Origin of the sequence: Variovorax rhizosphaerae, assembly GCF_037889975.1 — a bacterium.
In the GTDB taxonomy this organism is placed as follows: domain Bacteria; phylum Pseudomonadota; class Gammaproteobacteria; order Burkholderiales; family Burkholderiaceae_C; genus Variovorax; species Variovorax rhizosphaerae.
Genome location: NZ_JBBKZT010000002.1, coordinates 168,285 through 185,913, shown reverse-complemented (window position 1 = coordinate 185,913; position 17,629 = coordinate 168,285). Strand labels below are relative to the sequence as shown.

Genomic DNA, 17,629 nt, shown 5'->3' with positions numbered 1-17,629 from the left:
TCGAGATGGCAAAGCCACATCGACTCAAGAGCGCCGAGCAGTCCATGGCGCCACGAGGGAAACCCTTGTCGACGACTTCGAGGGAATGTAGTGAAAGGGCTTCAAAAGGTCGCATCGGTCGAGTTTAGTGCGGCACCCTCGGGCAACGCGCGCCCGGCCCGACCGGCCGATGCTTCTACTTCCCCCAGCTGTCACGCATGCCCGCGGCGCGGTTGAACACGCGCTGGCCTTGTGTGGCAGCCTTCGTGTCCGCCACGAAGTAACCATGCCGCTCGAACTGGAACCCTGCGCCGCCGGCCGCTTCGGCCAGCGAGGGTTCGACGTACGCCGTGCAGGTCACCAGGCTGTCCTTGTTCAACTCGTCCAGCAGTTCCCCGCTGCCCGGATTCGCCGCCGCGAACAAGCGCTCGTACAGGCGCACTTCGGCCTGCAGTGCGTCGGCCGCGGCCACCCAGGTGATATTGCCCTTGACCTTGATCGCGTCGGCGCCGGGCGTGCCGCTCTTGGTGTCGGGCACCAGCTTCGCCTGCACCTCGACCAGCTTGCCGCTGGCATCGCGCGTGCCGCCGGTGCATTCGATGACGTGGCCGTACTTGAGGCGCACCTTGTTGCCCGGGAAAAGGCGGAAGAAGCCCTTGGGCTGCACGTCCTCGTAGTCGGTGGCCTCGATCCACACTTCTCGGCCGAGCTTGAACTCGCGGCGGCCCATCTCGTGATGGTGCGGGTGGATGGGCGCGGTGCAGTCGTCGAGGGCGTCGTCGCCGCCCATCAGTTCGCCCCAGTTGGTGATGACCAGCTTGACGGGGTCCAGCACGGCCATGGCGCGCGGGGCGATGGGGTCGAGCGTGTCGCGCAGCGCGGCTTCCAGGCTGGCGTAGTCGATCCAGCCGCCGGACTTGGTCACGCCGCTGCGTTCGCAGAAGAGCTTGAGCGCATCGGGCGTGTAGCCGCGGCGGCGCAGGCCGGCCAGGGTGGGCATGCGCGGGTCGTCCCAGCCGTCGACGTGGCCCTCTTCGACCAGTTGGCGCAGCTTGCGCTTGCTGGTGATGATGTGGGTGACGTTGAGCCGCGCGAACTCGTACTGGCGCGGGTGCGGGCTCTCAATCAGGTCGCCTTCGGCCAGGCGGTCCAGCAGCCAGTCGTAGAAGGGGCGCTGGTCCTCGAATTCCAGCGTGCAGATGCTGTGGGTGATGGCTTCCAGCGCGTCCTCGATGGGGTGCGCGTAGGTGTACATCGGGTAGATGCACCACTTGTCGCCGGTGTTGTGGTGCGTGGCGCGGCGGATGCGGTAGAGCGCCGGATCGCGCATGTTGATGTTGGGGCTGGCCATATCGATCTTCGCGCGCAGGATGGCGGCGCCGTCGTCGAGCTGGCCGTCGCGCATGGCGCGGAAGCGGGCGAGGTTCTCTTCCACGCTGCGGCTGCGGAAGGGGCTGTCGGTGCCGGGCGTGTTGAAGTCGCCGCGGTTGGCGCGAATTTCCTCGGCGCTCTGCTCGTCGACGTAGGCCAAGCCGGCGCCGATCAGGTATTCGGCGGCGCGGTACATGAAGTCGAAGTAGTCGCTGGCGAAGTACTCGTGCGACTGTGTCGTGCCGGCGGCGTCGGGGCGGTCGGCCAGGTCGGTTGCGTAGCCGAGCCAGCGGACCGCGTCACGGATGGAATCGACGTATTCCTGCTCTTCCTTCTCCGGATTGGTGTCGTCGAAGCGCAGGTGGCAGACGCCGCCGTATTCCTTGGCCAGTTCGAAATTCAGCCAGATGCTCTTGGCATGGCCGATGTGCAGGTATCCGTTGGGTTCCGGTGGGAAGCGCATGCGCACTTTCGCTGGGTCCTGCATGCCCTGGGCGTGGTGCTGCGCGTCTCCGGGGCTGCCGCCCCATTTGCGGGCGGTGTAAACCCCTTGTTGGAGGTCGCTTTCGATCACGTGGCGCAGAAAATTGCTTGGTTTGGCGGAATCTTTGTCAACGGGGGAAGTCATCTATTCATTCTAGGTGGCAGGTAGAGCGTTACTTTTGGCTACCTTCTTCACAGGAGAGCAGGTATCGGCTTTGCACCTGGCGCGTTGAATACCTGCATGGGCGTCTTTTTTCAGCCCCTGAAACCGGAGAACCCGAATCATGAGCCTCAATCGTTCAACTCTTTTCAAGTTCGCGGCCGCCGCCGCAGTGGCCGCTGGCGCGCTTTTTGCAGCTGCCTCGGCCAACGCCGGGGTGTCCTGGTCGGTGGGTGTCAACGTGCCGGGCGTCGCGATCGGTGTCGCGCAGCCGGGCTACTACGCGCCCGCGCCGGTCTACTCGGCGCCTGCGCCCGTGTACTACCAGCCTGCACCGCCTGTCTACTACCGGCCGGCGCCGGTGTATTACGCGCCGGCACCGGTCTACTACCGTCCGGCGCCCGTGTACTACGGCCCGCCGCGCGGCTACTACCGCAATGGATATGGATACGGTCATGGTCGTGGCCATGGCCCCTATTACCGGTGATGCGCGCGAAGGGCCTTCGTTGCATGACGAGGGCGTGAGTGACCGGACGATGGCCGGCTCTGCAACGAGCCGGCTTTTTTCATGGGCGCGTGGTTTGAGCTGCCTACATCGCGCGAAACAGGTGCGCGAAGAGCCGGCTGACGGCGAGGCGCTCGGCACGGCCGCGCAGTTGCAGGTGCAGTTTGCCGGCTTCGTCGCGATGCACGGACTCGATCGCATTCGTGTTGACCACGACGGCGCGGTGCACCTGCCAGAAGGCGTTGGCATCGAGTTGTGGCAACAGCTGCTTGAGCGGTGTGCGGATGAGGTACTCGTGCGACGCGGTGAGCACGCGCACGTACTTGTCGGCGGCTTCGAAGTACTGCACCTCGTCGATGGGCACCATGCGCACGGTGGAACCCCCGGCATCGCTGGCGGCGATGAGCTTGAGCGGGGCGGGCGCGGCAGCAGGCGAACCGGGCAGGGCGCCGGTGCCGGCGGCGGAGAGCACGCGGCGCCACTGCGCCAGCGTTTCCTCGATCGCGGCGCTGGCGCTGTCCGGCGCGGGGGCGCGTGCGGCGAGCGCGGCTTGCAGGCGGCCGACGGTTTTTCGCAGCCGCTCGGGCAGCACCGGCTTCAGCACATAGTCCACGGCCTGTTGCTCGAAGGCGCGCACGGCGTATTCGTCGTAGGCGGTGACGAAGACCAGCTGTGGCAGCGGCGCTTTTTCCAGGGGCCAGGTGTCCGCAAGCTCCGCTGCGGCGGAAAGGCCGTCCTGGCCGGGCATGCGGATGTCGAGGAACAGCACGTCGGGCAGACGCTCCAGCGCGGCGGCGACGGCGCTGCGGCCATCGCCGACCATGGCCACCACTTCGAGTTCAGGCCAGGCTTGCGCGAGTTCTGCGCGCAGGGCCTGGGCCAGGAGTTGTTCGTCTTCGGCGATGAGGGCGGTGGGGCGGGTCATGGCTTGCGGGCGGTTTGCCGTTGCTGCGTGGCGGCGCGCTTGGGCATCCGCTTGTCGGGATGGCGACGCTTGACATGCGCGCGGATGCCATGCTTGAGCGCGTCGAGCGACTTGCCCGGCGGCGAGGCCTCTTCCTTGGGAAATAGCGCATCGTGCACGGCTTGCGAATCGTGCTGGGTTGCGCGCGCCATGAGCTTGCCTTGTGTGTGCACCATGGAACGAGGCTAGCAAATTGCCGGGGCCATGCGCGCTGGTCAGCCCAGCGGCAAGATGGCCGCCGCGCATGTCCCGCCGCTGCCTGCCGGCGCAAGCGTGATGGCGCCGCGATCGCCGTAGGTACTGGCCAGTCGTTCGCGCACCTGCGTGAGTCCGAAGCCGCGCCCGGGTTCGTCGAGCGTGCTCGCGTGCTGCGACAGGCCGACGCCGGTGTCGTTGACCTCGAGGACGAGCCGCGCCTCGCTTCCCGTGCCTTGTTGCGACGCGCGCACCACGATGCTCCCGCCTCCCACCTTCGGCTCCAGCCCATGCTGGATCGCGTTCTCGACCAGCGGTTGCAGGAGCAGCGGTGGTACCGGCACATCGCGAAGGTGGTCGGGCAGGTCGAGCGTGTAGTGCAGCCGGTCGCCCATGCGCACCGACATCAGTTCGAGGTAGTCACGCAGCAGGTCGAACTCAGAGGACAGCGGATGCGCCAGCGCGCGCGAGCCGCTGAGCGTGGCGCGCAGGTAGCTGTTGAGGCGGTCGAGCATGGCCACGGCGCGTTGCGGGTCCGTGGTGATCAGCACGCGCAGGTTGGCCAGTGTGTTGAAGAGCATGTGCGGCTCAAGCTGGGTTTCGAGCAGCTTGAGCTTGGCCTCGCTGGCGTCGCGTTCGGCGGCGTTGATCTGGGCCGTGAGCGCGGACGCCTTGCCACGCGAATGAAAGTAGAAGGTGATCGCAGCGCCGGCAAAGATGGTGAGGATCAGGCTCGCCTGGTTGTCGCGCAAGGACGTCGAGAACCCCATGCCAAAAAAGCGACTGCCGAGCATTTCGCCGAAATACCAGCCGAAGCCGATGCCCAAGGCAACCAGCAACAGGCCACGCCAGCCCTTGGGCCAACCGTGCCCTCCCGAACTGCTCGCATGGCAATGTCGCTCGTCGATGAAGTAGCGGCCGAACTCGATCACGGCCCATGTCAGGGTGCCGATGCAAAGCGAATAGCCTACCTGCTGCAGATAGGTCTTGTTCGGCCAGATGGCCGTCGTCAGGACGGACACCACGCAACAGAACGCGATCACCTGCAGATAGTGTTGGGCGACGCTTCGCCAGTGGATCTTCATGGGGCGATCGTCGCCTTCAGCAGCAGGGCGTTCATGGTGCGAGATTCTGAGTGAAGAAACGGGTGATCGCTGTGTAGGTGGCGGGCAGCGTGGCACGGTCGAATCCGGGCGGGTCGTTGATCAGGCGGGCTGCGCGGGGCGGCAGGTCGGGTGGCATCGGCGAGAGCGTGGAGCCGTGGCCGGCGGTGGGCACGTCAGCGACCAGCGTGCAGGTCTTGCAGGCGGCGCGGACCGCATCGATGTGCCATTGCGGCTTCAGCCATTCGTCCTTGCCGGCACGCACCAGGCCGAGCGGCACGCGGGGTTGTGCGAGGCTGGCCATGTCGAATGTGGTTGCCGCGGGCACCGTCGCGACGATGGCGGCGATACGCGGATCGCTCCATTCGCGCGGCGCGGTCTCCTCGTCGAACTTGTGATGGATGACCTTGCGTGCGATGGAGAGGCGCAGTGCGTCGAGGCTGCCGCCGGTCAGTTCGGTGGCGAGGCCGACGCAGGCGGGGAAGTCATCGGCGAGGTGCGCCTCGCAATGCTGCGCCAGGCGTGCCGGTGACCAGCGGCCGCCGGCCAGCGTCAACGCGGTATGGCCGCCCGCGGACATGCCGTACATGCCGACATGCTGGAAGTCGAGTTGCGTTGCGAAGCGCGTGTCCCTGGCCATCGCGTCGATGGCTTGCGTGACCTCCTTCGGGCGGTGTTCCCAGCTCGGCGGGCCGACGCGGCTCATGTCGTGGAAGTTGTCGCCGGCATGCTCCGGCATGGCCACGGTGAAGCCAGCATCGACCAGCGTCATGGCCAGGTCGGCCTGCGGCCAGGGCGAGCCGCCGGAGCCGTGCGAGATCACGATGAGGTGGCCATTGCCGCGCAAGGGTGGGGCGTCGGACGCGAGCTGGAGCACGAAGGGGCCGCGCTGGTAGCGGGCCGGTGCCGCGTCGGTTGGGTAGAACACCGTGACCGGGCCGCTGTCGGGCGGTGCGGGCAGGACGGTGATGCCAGTCGCGGCGGAGGCGGCTGTGGCGCCCGCCATGATCGCCAGCACCGGCAGTTCCGCAAGATGCCGAAGAAGGCGTGAAGAAACCGTAGCGAGCGGTCCGAGGTCGCGTCGAGGACCGGAACCGCACTCTCGTGCGGTGAGGACCGCAGGCGCGAGATCGGCCCGCGCAGCAGGTTTATTCATGCCTTCGCTCACCAGGGTTCGGACTTCGACACCAGCTTGGCGCGCTCGCGCTGCACCATGCTTTCCATGAAGTTGCCGCCTGGTGCGAAGACCCAGACCGACAGCCCGTGCGCCAGCAGCCCGACGCCCCAGCCGAGCAGCGGGAACAGGGCCCAGTGCCGGCCGGTGCTCAGCGAGAGGGCGATCAGGCCGATGTTGACGGCGGCGTAGATGGCAGCGTGCATGAGGAAGCCGAGCTTGGCGCGGGCGCGGCGGCGGGCCAGCTTGTCGAGGCGCGCGTTTTCGTCGCGGGGCAGGGTGGTGGCTTGCATGTCGTTCTCCTTGGCGTGCGTTGCGTTCAGGCGGCCTGTTCGGTGGCCAGGGCGCGGTCGTGGCGGATCGCCAGTTTCCAGAGGCGGATGGCGCGTCCGGCGAAGGTGCCGGAGAAAGCGCCGTACAGCGTGCCGAGGCCGAGGGCGAGGTTGTGGTTGTGCGCGAGTTCAGGGTGCATCGCCATCATCACGCCGACCACGTACTTGGTGAAGAAGATGCCCATCATCAGCACCAGCGGCACGGCGCTGCCTTGCAGGTGGAAGCGGCGCGTGTCGGCGTCGTAGCGCGTGCCCTCCGGCAGGCCGAATTGCAGCACCAGCGCCGCGAGGACGACGGCCGCCGTGCCCCAGCCGACCAGCGCCATCGGTGAATCGCCGAAGGCGGACAGCACGCCGGAGATCGACAGGCCGGTCATTGCGATGGGCATGACGGTGGTGCGCGCAAGGCTCACGCTGCTGGCAAGCAACTGTTTCGCGCCGAACCAGAGCAGCACGGCGAACAGCACGAAGACCCAGCGGGGCGTGTGGGAGAGGATTTGCAGCAGCATGGTGATGGTCCGATCAGGAAGTGGTCTGGAAGGCGATGGGCGGACTGTGCCGGTCGACCGGCGACGTGGCGACCGGCATGCGACGAAATGCAGCCAAGCGGCGCGAAATGCAGCCGGCTGGCGTGGAATCCAGGGCGTCGCGGCGCGCTTTACAAGCGCTTTACGGCGCGGCAGGACAGCGGTCGTAATCGCCGTGGATGGGCGCGCTACCATCGCCCGCGACCCGTATCGAAGCGCCGTTTTGCGCGCAATGCACCGTTGACCCAGGACGATCCATGGATTCCCGCCCCCCAGAGCTTCAACCCTTGCCGCCGTCCGCTGCTGTGCCGCCGCCGCGCCGTCGGCGCTTGCTGGGCGCCGTGGTGGCGCTGGTGCTGGTGGCTGGGGTGGCCGGTGCGGCCTACTACCTGATCAATCGGCCGCCGGTCGAGGCGGCTGGCGGGCGTCCTGGGGGGGCGCGCGGACCGGGCGGGCCAGGCCCGCGCGGCGCTGGCAACGGCGCAGGGCCGACCGTCACGGTGGGCATGGCGGTGGCGACCCATGCGGACATCCCGGTGATCCTCGATGCGCTGGGCACCGTCACGCCCTTGACAACCGTGATGCTGCGTTCGCAGGTCAGCGGCGTCATGACCGACGTGCTGTTCAAGGAAGGCCAGGTCGTGAAGAAGGGCGAGGTGCTCGCGCGCATCGACCCGCGGCCGTTCGAGCAGGCGCTGATGCAGGCCAACGGCACCCGCGTGCGCGACGAGGCGCAACTGGAGGCGGCACGCGTCACGCTGACGCGCTATCGCACGCTGCTGGGCCAGGACTCGATCGCACGGCAGGACGTGGACACGCAGGCCGCGCTGGTCAAGCAGCTCGAAGGCACGGTCATCACCGACAAGGCCGCGGAAGCCGCCGCCAAGCTGAACCTCGACTGGTCGCGCATCACCTCGCCGGTGACCGGCCGCGTCGGCTTGCGCACGGTGGACCCGGGCAACTACGTGTCCGCGGGCGGCACCACGGGCATTGCGACGATCACGCAGATGAACCCGATCGACGTGCAGTTCGCGGTGCCGCAGGACCGGGTGCCCGAGATCGAGGCGCGCATGGCGCAGGGCGCGAAGCTGACGGTCACCGCGCTTGACCGCACGCGCGCCACCACGCTCGACACGGGCACCTTCTCGACGCTCGACAACATCGTCGACACCACGACCGGCACGGTGAAGGCCAAGGCGCGCTTCGACAACACGAGGAACACGCTGTTCCCGAGCCAGTTCGTCAACGTCAAGTTGCAACTGCGCACCATCACCGCGGCGGTGGTGGTGCCGGTGACGGCGCTGCGCACTGCGGGGACGGGCAACTACGTGTACGTGATCAACGAGGACCGCACGGTGAGCATGCGCAACGTGAAGCGCGGGGATGCGTCGGTGGATTCGGTGGTGATCACGGAGGGTTTGAAGGAAGGCGAGCAAGTGGTGACGGAGGGCGGTGACCGGCTGAAGGATGGCTCGCGCGTGCAGTTGCCGACCGATGCGCCGGGGGACCGGCAGCGTGGCAAGCGGCAGGGTGCGGCGGGCGGGCAGGCGCCGGCTGCGGGGGAAGGCGCCGCCTCGCCGGGACCGGCCAATGGCACTGGCGCAGCGCCGGCGAGCTCGGCTGGGTCCGACGGTGTGACGCCGCCGGCCGCCGTCGGAGCCGCGCCTGAACGCCGGCAGCGTCGCGCGGGTGGTGAGGGGGCGAGTGGCGAGGGTGCTCAGGCACCGGGCAGCGCCGGCGCACCGCCGTCGTCGTCCGCAGCGGGCGCTGCCACTGCGCCGGGGACCAGTGCTTCACCGCAGGCGCCGGGCAGTGCAACCGTGGCTGCCGCCGCCAAGCCGCCCACGCCCGAGCAACGCCAGCGCATGCTCGACTCGGTCAAGGACGACCCCGAGCAACTGGAGCGCCGCAAGAAGTTCCTAGAAGCCATCGACCGTGGCGACCCTGCCGCGCTGGAGCGCTGGCAGCGCATGAGCGAGCGCCCGCGGCGCCAGGCGGAATGAACGCAATCCGCATGGACAACAGCACGGCAACGAGCGCAGCGCCGGGCCACCCCAAGCCCGCTCTGGTGTCCGCGCGAAACAGCGACGGTGCGAAGTGCCGGGCGAGGAGGCCGCGATGAGCCCGTCGCGCCCGTTCATCGAGCGCCCGGTTGCGACGGCGCTGCTCATGGTGGCGATCGTGCTGGCCGGACTGGTGGGCTTCAAGTTCCTGCCGCTGTCGGCGCTGCCGCAGGTCGACTACCCGACGATCCAGGTGCAGACGCTTTACCCCGGCGGCAGCCCGGAGGTCATGAGCCGCACCGTGACCGCGCCGCTGGAGCGCAACTTCGGCCAGATGGCGGGCCTGAACCGCATGAGTTCGACCAGCGCGGCCGGCGTGTCGATCATCACGCTGCAGTTCTCGCTGACCGAGACGCTGGACGTGGCCGAGCAGGAGGTGCAGGCCGCCATCAACGCCAGCAACTCGCTGCTGCCGGCCGACCTGCCGGCGCCGCCGGTGTATGCCAAGGTCAACCCGGCCGACGCGCCGGTGCTCACGCTCGCGATCAGCTCGAAGACGATGCCGCTGACGGAGGTGCAGAACATCGTCAACACGCGCCTTGCGCAGAAGATCAGCCAGGTGTCGGGGGTGGGTTTAGTCACGCTGTCGGGTGGGCAGCGGCCTGCGGTGCGCATCCAGGCCGACACGCGCGCTCTGGCCTCGTATGGCATCGGGCTCGATGCGTTGCGCACCGCCATCTCGAACGCCAATGCCAACAGCGCCAAGGGTAGCTTCGACGGGCCGAAGCGCTCGTACACCATCAATGCCAATGACCAGTTGGTGACGGTCGAGGACTACAAGAACCTGATCGTCGCGTACAAGAACAACGCGCCGGTGCGCATGATCGACGTGGCGCAGGTGATCGACAGCGCGGAGAACACGAAGCTGGGCGCGTGGTCGGGCACGAAGAGATCGAGTGGCGCGCCAGTCCGCCCCGGGCAGGCGGGAACCCCTTCGGCGGGAAGCGCGGACACGACGCAGAGCGTCGAAGGCGAACTGACCCCCGCGATCATCCTGAACGTGCAACGCCAGCCGGGCGCCAACGTCATCGCCACCGTCGATGCCATCAAGCGTCAACTGCCCGACCTGCAGGCGCAATTGCCCACGGGCCTGGACGTGAAGGTGTTGAGCGATCGCACCACCGGCATCCGCGCGTCGGTGATGCACGTCGAGATCGAACTCGCGCTGGCCGTGCTGCTGGTGGTGCTGGTGATCTTCTTCTTCCTGCACAGCTGGCGCGCGACCGTCATCGCGAGCCTGGCGGTGCCGATCTCGCTGATCGGCACTTGTGGCGTGATGTACATGCTGGGCTACAGCCTCAACAACCTGAGCCTGATGTCCCTGACCATCGCGACCGGCTTCGTGGTGGACGATGCGATCGTGATGATCGAGAACATCTCGCGCTACCTGGAGGAGGGCGAGAAGCCCTTCGCCGCAGCGATCAAGGGCGCGGCGCAGATCGGCTTCACGATCATCTCGCTGACCGTGTCGCTGATCGCGGTGCTGATCCCGCTGCTGTTCATGGGCGACGTGGTGGGGCGGCTGTTCCGCGAGTTCGCGATGACGCTGGCGATCACGATCCTGATCTCGGCCGTGGTGTCCTTGACGCTGGTGCCGATGATGTCGGCGCGCATGCTGAAGAGCGAGCCGCACAACGCGACGCGGGGTCTGGCGGGCAAGGTGCAGGCCTTCTTCGACGGTGTGATCGCGCGTTATGACGTGTCGCTGGGCTGGGTGTTCCGCAGGCAAGGGCTGACGATGATCGTCGCGCTGCTGACTTTGGTGCTGACCGTGGCGCTGTACGTGTTCATCCCGAAGGGGCTGTTCCCGACGCAGGACACGGGCCAACTGCAGGCGCGCATCGAGGCGGCGCAGGACGTGTCGTACGAGCGCATGTCGGAGCTGCAGCAATCGGCCGCGAAGGCCATCCTTGCCGACCCGGACGTGGAGAGCCTGAGTTCGTTCACCGGCGTCGATGCAGCGAACAACACGATGCTGAACACGGGCCGCATGCTGGTCAACCTGAAGGCCAGCCATGGCAACCAGGAAGACGTCATGAACCGCTTGCGCGACCGCGTGCGCGAAGTGGCGGGCGTGACGCTCTACCTGCAACCCACGCAGGACCTGACCATCGATGCGGAGAGCGGGCCGACCGAGTACCGCCTGTCGATCGAAGGCGTGAGTTCGGCCACGGTGACCGAGTGGGTGAAGAAGTTGATGGCCCGGCTGGAGCATGAGCCGCGTGTGCGCAACGTGACGAGCGATGCCGGTGCGGAGGGCTTGTCGGCGTACGTGGACATCGACCGCAACACGGCGTCGCGCCTGGCAGTGACGGCGAGCGCGGTGGACGACGTGCTCTACAGCGCCTTCGGTCAACGCATCGTGTCGACGATCTTCACCGAGACCAACCAGTACCGCGTGATCCTCGAAGCCAAGGCCGATTCGATCGAGACGCCGCAGCAACTGGGCACGCTGAACCTCAAGACGGGCACCGGCGCGCCGACGCCGTTGTCGGCGGTGGCGACGATCCGCGAGCAACTGGCACCGCTACAGATCACGCACGTGGCGCAGTACCCGGCCGCGACGGTGGGCTTCGACACGGCGCACAACGTGTCGCTGGGCAAGGCGGTGGATTCGATCCGCCAGGCCGCGAAGGACATCGGCATGCCGGCGAGCGTGACGATGACGTTCCTGGGCGCTTCGGGCGCGTATGAGAAGTCGCTGTCGAACCAGTTGTGGCTGATCCTGGCCGCGGTGGTGTGCGTGTACATCGTGCTGGGTGTGCTGTACGAGAGCTACATCCATCCGCTGACGATTTTGTCGACGCTGCCGTCGGCGGGCGTGGGCGCGTTGCTGGCCTTGTGGATCACGGGCAATGACCTGGGCGTGATCGGGATCATCGGGATCATCCTGCTGATCGGCATCGTGAAAAAGAACGCGATCATGATGATCGACTTCGCGATCGATGCGGAGCGGACCGAGGGCAAGTCGCCGCAGGAGGCGATTCACCAGGCGGCGTTGTTGCGGTTCCGGCCGATCCTGATGACGACGCTGGCGGCGTTGTTTGCGGCTGTGCCGTTGATGCTGGGGTTTGGCGAGGGGGCGGAGTTGCGTCGTCCCCTCGGTCTTGCGATCTTTGGTGGGTTGATCGTGAGCCAGGTGTTGACGCTGTTCACGACGCCAGTGATTTATCTGGCGTTCGATCGGCTGGGTCGTCGGTTTGGTCGTCGGGCTTCTTCGGAGGTCGTTGCGTGATTGAGGTCGTTACGCTTCGGAGAGCGCCCGGTACGCGGTGCGGGCCGTCCGACCCTACTGCGGCGGCCCCTTCGGGGCTCCCTTGCGGTGCTCGCTTTGGGCGGGGTCCGCATGAACTCGCTTCGCTCAAACAGCATGCGGCCCTGATCCGCCCAAAGCTGCGCTCCTCAGCACCGCAGAAGGGATCGGCCGTCCCGTACCGCGTACCGGGCTTGGGGGGGATCGAGCGTCTCGTCCGTGGGGGAGGGGGCTGCCCTCACCCCGGCCCTCTCCCAGAGGGAGAGGGAGGAAGACCCAGTCGATGGGTGCGTGGAGGCTGCCCTCACCCCGACCCTCTCCCAGAGGAAGAGGGAGGGAGACCGGGTCGACGGGTGTGCGGGTGCTGCCCTAATCCCAGCCCTTTGCCGGGGGGAGAGGGGGCAATACCGGCGCGACCTGTCCACGGCGGCGGGTGGCATGCGGTGCGGGCTGGGCGATCCCTTCTGTGCCGCCGAGCAGCGCAGCGTTTGGCGGATCAGGGCCATGTGCTGTTTGAGCGAAGCGAGTTCACATGGACCCCGCCAAACGTGAGCAGCGCAGGGGAGTCGCGAAGCGACCGGCACAGTAGGGTCGCACGGGCCGCACCGCATGCCGCCCGCCGCCGCACCCCCGCGCGTAAAGACAGCAGCGCCTCCAACGGAGCAGGTCGATGAACCTCTCCAGACCTTTCGTAGAGCGCCCGATCGCCACGGTCCTCCTGACCATCGGCATCGCACTGGCCGGCATCGCGGCCTTCTTCGTGCTGCCGGTCTCGCCGCTGCCCAACGTCGACTACCCGGCGATCTCGGTGACGGCGCAACTGCCCGGTGCCAGCCCCGACACCATGGCCAGCAGCGTCATCACGCCGCTGGAACGAAGGCTCGGAACCATCGCGGGCGTCAACGAGATGACGTCGAACAGTTCGACAGGCTCTGGCCGCGTGAGCCTGCAGTTCGACCTCAGCCGCAACATCGACGGCGCGGCGCGCGAGGTGCAGGCGGCCATCAACGCGGCGCGCGTGGACCTGCCTGCCACGCTGCGTCGCAACCCGACCTATCGCAAGGCCAATCCGGCGTCGTCGCCCGTCATCATCCTGGCGCTCACGTCCAAGACCAAGACACCGGGGCAGATCTACGACGCGGTGTCCAACATCGTCAGCCAGCGCGTGTCGCAGGTGCCGGGCGTGGGCGATGTCGAGATCGGCGGTGGCTCGCTGCCGGCCGTGCGCATCGAGTTGCAACCCTACGCGCTCAACCAGTACGGCATCAGCACCGAGGACGTGCGCGCCGCCATCCAGGCCAGCAACGCCAACCGGCCCAAGGGCGCGATCGAAGGCGAAGGGCGGCGCCTGCAGATCTACACGCCCTCGCCGGGGCTGCGTGCGGCCGACTATCGCTCGATGATCATCGCGTGGCGCAACAACGCGGCGGTGCGGCTGTCGGATGTTGCGAACGTGATCGACGGCGTCGAGAACCGGCGTACCACCGGGCTCTTCAACGGGCAGCCGGCCATCATCATCCTCATCACGCGCGAGCCGGGCGCCAACATCATCGAGACGGTCGATGGCGTGCGGGCGCTCCTGCCGGAACTGCGCGCGCAACTGCCGCAGGACATCAGCGTCGAGGTGGCATCAGACAGCACCAACTCCATCCGCGCATCGCTGCGCGAAGTCGAGGCCACGCTGATGATCTCGATCGTGCTCGTGGTGCTGGTGGTCGGCCTGTTCCTGCGCAAGGCGCGGGCGACCATCGTGCCGGCGGTGGCGACCGTGGTGTCGCTGCTCGGCACCTTCGGCGTGATGTACCTGCTGGGCTTCAGCCTCAACAACCTGAGCCTGATGGCGCTGACCGTGGCCACCGGCTTCGTGGTGGACGATGCGATCGTCGTGTTGGAGAACATCACGCGGCACGTCGAGGCCGGCATGGGCCGCGTCGAGGCCGCGTTGGTGGGCGCACGCGAGGTCGGCTTCACCGTGCTGTCGATCAGCCTGTCACTCGTGGCGGTGTTCATCCCGCTGCTGTTCATGGACGGGCAGGTGGGGCGGTTGTTCCGCGAGTTCGCGGTCACGCTGTCGGCGGCCGTGCTGATCTCGCTCGTGATCTCGCTGACCACCACGCCGATGATGTGCGCCTGGCTGCTGCTACCCGAGCCGAAGGAGGAGCCTGACGCCCCCCCGCGCAAGCACCCCTGGCTGGTGCGCTGGGCCGAGAACGGCTACGACTTCATCCTGCGCACTTACGAGCACAGCCTCGACTGGGCGCTGCACAGCAAGACCATCGTGATGCTGGTGCTGGTCGCGGTGATCGGCCTGAACTTCTATCTCTTCAAGAACATACCCAAGGGCTACTTTCCGCAGCAGGACAACGGGCAGCTCAACGGCGGCCTGCGCGCGGACCAGAGCATCTCCTCGGCCGCGCTAGGCGAGAAGCTGAAGCAGGCGGTCGACATCGTGCGCGCCGATCCGGCCGTCGACACGGTGGTTGGCTTTGCGGGCGGCAGTCGCGCGGGCGGCGGCTTCATGTTCGTCAACCTCAAGCCGGTGAACCAGCGCGACGCGACCAGCCCGCAGGTCATCGCGCGGCTGCGCCCGCAGCTCGACAAGCTCACCGGCCTGCGCGTGTTCCTCGGCCAGGTGCAGGAGCTGCGCATGGGCGGGCGTTCCAGCAACTCGACCTATCAGTACACGCTCAAGAGCGACAACCTGAAAGACCTGCGCACGTGGGTCGGCAAGCTGGCCGATCGGCTCAAGCAGGAAGAGTCGCTGACCGACATCGACAGCGACCAGTCGGACAACGGCGTCGAGACTTTCGTGAACGTCGACCGCGACAGCGCCTCGCGCCTGGGCCTGAGTTCGAGCGCCATCGACAGCTCGCTCTACAACGCCTTCGGCCAGCGCTCGGTGGCCACCATCTACGACGAGCTCAACCAGTACGCCGTGATCATGGAATGGGCGCCGCGCTTCATGCAGGGGCCGGTGGAGTTGAAGGACCTCTATGTGCCTTCGAACCCGGCCGTGACCAGCGGCAACGTGCCTGTGCTCACCTCGGCCAACCCAGGGCTGCGCGGCGCATCGACCGGCTCGCCGCTGGCGAATACGACGACCACGATGGTGCCGCTGAGCACGGTCGCAACGGTCTCGGAGCGCGCCATTCCCACCTCGATCTCGCACGAGGGCGGCGAACTGTCGAGCACCATCTCCTTCGACCTGGCGCCCGGTGTTTCCATCGGAGAAGCGCGCACCATCGTCGAGCAGGCCGGCGCCGATATCGCCATGCCGATCAACGTGCGCGGCAGCTTCAGCGGCACGGCGGCGAGCGCGCAGCAATCGCAGGGGCAGCAGGCCTTCCTGATCCTCGCCGCGCTGGTGGTGATCTACATCGTGCTGGGCGTCCTTTATGAAAGCCTGGTCCATCCGATCACCGTGCTGACCACGCTGCCATCGGCCGGTGTTGGCGCGGTGCTGGCGCTGCTGCTGTTCCGCATGGACTTCTCGATCATTGCGCTGATCGGCGTGTTCCTGCTGATCGGCATCGTGAAGAAGAACGCCATCCTGATCATCGACTTCGCGCTCGACGCCGAACGCGCGCGCGGCCTCACCGCCACCGAGGCGGTGCGCGAGGCCTGCCTGCTGCGCTTCCGCCCGATCCTCATGACCACCATGGCCGCCGCGCTCGGCGCCCTGCCGCTCGCGATCGGCTTCGGCCAAGGCGCGGAACTGCGCCAACCGCTGGGTGTGTCGATCATCGGCGGCCTCATCGCGAGCCAGTTGCTCACGCTGCTGACCACGCCGGTCGTCTATGTGCTGATGGACAAGCTGCGCCGCCGCCCTGCCAACGAAAAATACCTGAGCCGTTCCGGCGGCCTCTCGACATGACTGCCCCGCATTCCCTCCTGATCAAACCCGTCGTGCTGGCGCTGGCCATGTTGCTGGCCGGATGCGCCGTCGGGCCGACCTACGAAAAGCCGGTGATGGCCTCACCCGACACCTGGAAGGAAGCGGCCGTCGCAGAAGGCTGGGTGCCCGCCGCGCCGGCCGATGCGATGGACCGCGGCGAATGGTGGAAGCTGTTCGGCGACGAGGACTTGAACGCGTTGGCCGAGCGCGTGCAGGTGTCGAACCAGAACATCGCCGCGGCCGTCGCCAGCTACGACCAGGCCCAGGCGCTGGTGCGCGAGCAGCGCGCGGGCCTGTTCCCGACGCTGGGCCTGTCCGGCAACGCGCGGCGCAGCGGCGATCGCACCGTGCCAATCGTCGCGGGCTCCGCCGGCGTGTCGCTCGACGCAGGCTGGACACCCGACATCTGGGGCAACCTGCGTGCCGCCGTCAACAGCGCGCAGGCCCAGGCCCAGGCCAGCGCGGCGGACTTGGCGGCGGCGCGGCTGTCGGCGATCGGCCTGCTGGCCACGAGCTACTTCTCGCTGCGCGAAGCCGATGCCGAATTGATCCTGCTGGACGACACCATCGAGGGCTACCAGCGCAGCTACACCATCGCCCGCAACCGTTACGAGGCCGGCATCGCGCCGCAGAGCGACGTGCTGCAGGCGCAGACGCAACTGGTCAATGCGCGGGCGGAACGCGTGGCGTTGAAGCGGACGCGCGACACGCTGGAGCACGCGATTGCGGTGCTGGTCGGCGCGGCGCCGGCCCAGTTCCAGCTGGCGGCCTTGACCGCCTGGAAGCCGGTCGTGCCCTCTGTGCCGCTGGGCATACCGTCGACCTTGCTGCAACGCCGACCGGACATCGCTTCCGCTGAGCGTGCCGTGGAAGCCGCCAATGCGCAGATCGGCATCGCACGCAGCGCCTACTTCCCGAGCCTGACGATCAGTGCCTCCGCCGGCACGACCTCCGTGCGCTGGCAGGACCTGTTCAGCGCGCCGCAACTGGTCTGGTCCTTCGGGCTCGCGGCGTCCCAGGTGCTGTTCGATGCGGGGGCCATCGGTGCGCGCGTGGATGCCGCGAAAGCCGCGCATGAAGGGTCCGTGGCGCGCTACCGCCAGACCGTGCTGACAGCTTTCCAGAACGTCGAGGACCAGCTCACGGCCACGGCCAGCCTGGCCCAGCAGGAGGCGCTGCGTCGCGAGGCTTCTGTCGCGGCCGACAAGACCGAGCAACAGTTTCTCAATCGCTATCGCGCGGGGCAGGTGAGCTACACCGACGTGGTCACGGCGCAAGCCTCGGCGCTGAGTGCGCGGCGCACGGTGCTGCAGTTGCAGGTCAGCCGGCAGGCGGCGGCAGTGGGCCTGATCCAGGGGCTGGGGGGCGGTTGGGATGCGGAGTGGCTGCGCGGCGATGGCGAGGCCGTCTCCACGCGTTGATCGCGCTGCGGCGCATGCGCCATGTTCGAGCGCCCGCTGAATGCATCGCGCCGACGGCTTTTTCGGTGTCAAACCGTTTGAATCACAAAATGGTTTGACAGTGCCGAATGATCATCTAACAATGAATTGACAATTTAGAAGAACAAAAGCCTGCCAGGCCAACGGCGGTCCGGCACTCAATTTATCTGCAGAGGAGAGGACACC

At 67.4% G+C, this 17,629-nt stretch carries 12 protein-coding genes; 5 read left to right on the top strand and 7 right to left on the bottom strand.

The window, feature by feature from the left end:
- Window positions 1-175 precede the first annotated feature (175 nt).
- A complete protein-coding gene (locus WKW82_RS04670; protein WP_340341084.1) occupies window positions 176-1,978 on the bottom strand; it encodes a glutamine--tRNA ligase/YqeY domain fusion protein in 1,803 nt (600 codons plus the stop codon).
- Window positions 1,979-2,117: 139 nt separating this feature from the next.
- Here WKW82_RS04670 and WKW82_RS04665 point away from each other — a divergent pair, with 139 nt between their 5' ends.
- Window positions 2,118-2,480 (top strand): hypothetical protein, encoded by a 363-nt coding sequence (locus tag WKW82_RS04665; protein ID WP_340341083.1) that lies wholly within the window; start codon window positions 2,118-2,120, stop codon window positions 2,478-2,480.
- Window positions 2,481-2,583: 103 nt separating this feature from the next.
- On the opposite strand, the gene WKW82_RS04660 is transcribed toward WKW82_RS04665, so the two are convergent.
- From WKW82_RS04660 to WKW82_RS04635, 6 genes are read right to left on the bottom strand one after another with little or no spacing between them, the layout of a single operon-like run.
- On the bottom strand, window positions 2,584-3,423 hold the full coding sequence (locus tag WKW82_RS04660) for a LytR/AlgR family response regulator transcription factor (protein ID WP_340341082.1): 840 nt from the start codon (window positions 3,421-3,423) through the stop codon (window positions 2,584-2,586).
- Window positions 3,420-3,638 (bottom strand): hypothetical protein, encoded by a 219-nt coding sequence (locus tag WKW82_RS04655; protein WP_340341081.1) that lies wholly within the window; start codon window positions 3,636-3,638, stop codon window positions 3,420-3,422. The genes WKW82_RS04660 and WKW82_RS04655 overlap by 4 nt, the downstream gene beginning before the upstream one ends.
- A 39-nt stretch (window positions 3,639-3,677) precedes the next feature.
- Window positions 3,678-4,742: a sensor histidine kinase gene (locus tag WKW82_RS04650; RefSeq protein WP_340341080.1), complete on the bottom strand. Its 1,065-nt coding sequence runs from the start codon at window positions 4,740-4,742 to the stop codon at window positions 3,678-3,680.
- A 31-nt stretch (window positions 4,743-4,773) separates the two neighbouring features.
- Window positions 4,774-5,916 carry an alpha/beta hydrolase family protein gene (locus WKW82_RS04645; protein ID WP_340341079.1) on the bottom strand — a complete coding sequence of 381 codons (1,143 nt, stop codon included), beginning with the start codon at window positions 5,914-5,916 and terminating at the stop codon, window positions 4,774-4,776.
- 8 nt (window positions 5,917-5,924) lie between these two features.
- Window positions 5,925-6,227 (bottom strand): 2TM domain-containing protein, encoded by a 303-nt coding sequence (locus tag WKW82_RS04640; protein WP_340341078.1) that lies wholly within the window; start codon window positions 6,225-6,227, stop codon window positions 5,925-5,927.
- Between the two features lie 26 nt (window positions 6,228-6,253).
- A complete protein-coding gene (locus WKW82_RS04635) occupies window positions 6,254-6,775 on the bottom strand; it encodes a DUF6622 family protein (RefSeq protein ID WP_340341077.1) in 522 nt (173 codons plus the stop codon).
- A gap of 275 nt (window positions 6,776-7,050) precedes the next feature.
- Between WKW82_RS04635 and WKW82_RS04630 the strand changes: the two genes are divergently transcribed.
- The 4 genes from WKW82_RS04630 (at window position 7,051) to WKW82_RS04615 (ending at window position 17,425) form a co-directional block, all read left to right on the top strand.
- On the top strand, window positions 7,051-8,796 hold the full coding sequence (locus WKW82_RS04630) for an efflux RND transporter periplasmic adaptor subunit (protein WP_340341076.1): 1,746 nt from the start codon (window positions 7,051-7,053) through the stop codon (window positions 8,794-8,796).
- Between the two features lie 115 nt (window positions 8,797-8,911).
- The gene (locus WKW82_RS04625; protein WP_340341075.1) at window positions 8,912-12,091 is read left to right on the top strand and encodes an efflux RND transporter permease subunit; all 3,180 of its coding nucleotides are present in this window, start codon (window positions 8,912-8,914) and stop codon (window positions 12,089-12,091) included.
- A gap of 688 nt (window positions 12,092-12,779) precedes the next feature.
- The gene (locus tag WKW82_RS04620) at window positions 12,780-15,983 is read left to right on the top strand and encodes an efflux RND transporter permease subunit (protein ID WP_340341074.1); all 3,204 of its coding nucleotides are present in this window, start codon (window positions 12,780-12,782) and stop codon (window positions 15,981-15,983) included.
- Entirely contained in the window at window positions 15,980-17,425 is a 1,446-nt protein-coding gene (locus tag WKW82_RS04615) for an efflux transporter outer membrane subunit (protein WP_340341073.1), read from the top strand. Before WKW82_RS04620 ends, WKW82_RS04615 begins: the two co-directional genes overlap by 4 nt.
- Window positions 17,426-17,629 lie beyond the last annotated feature (204 nt).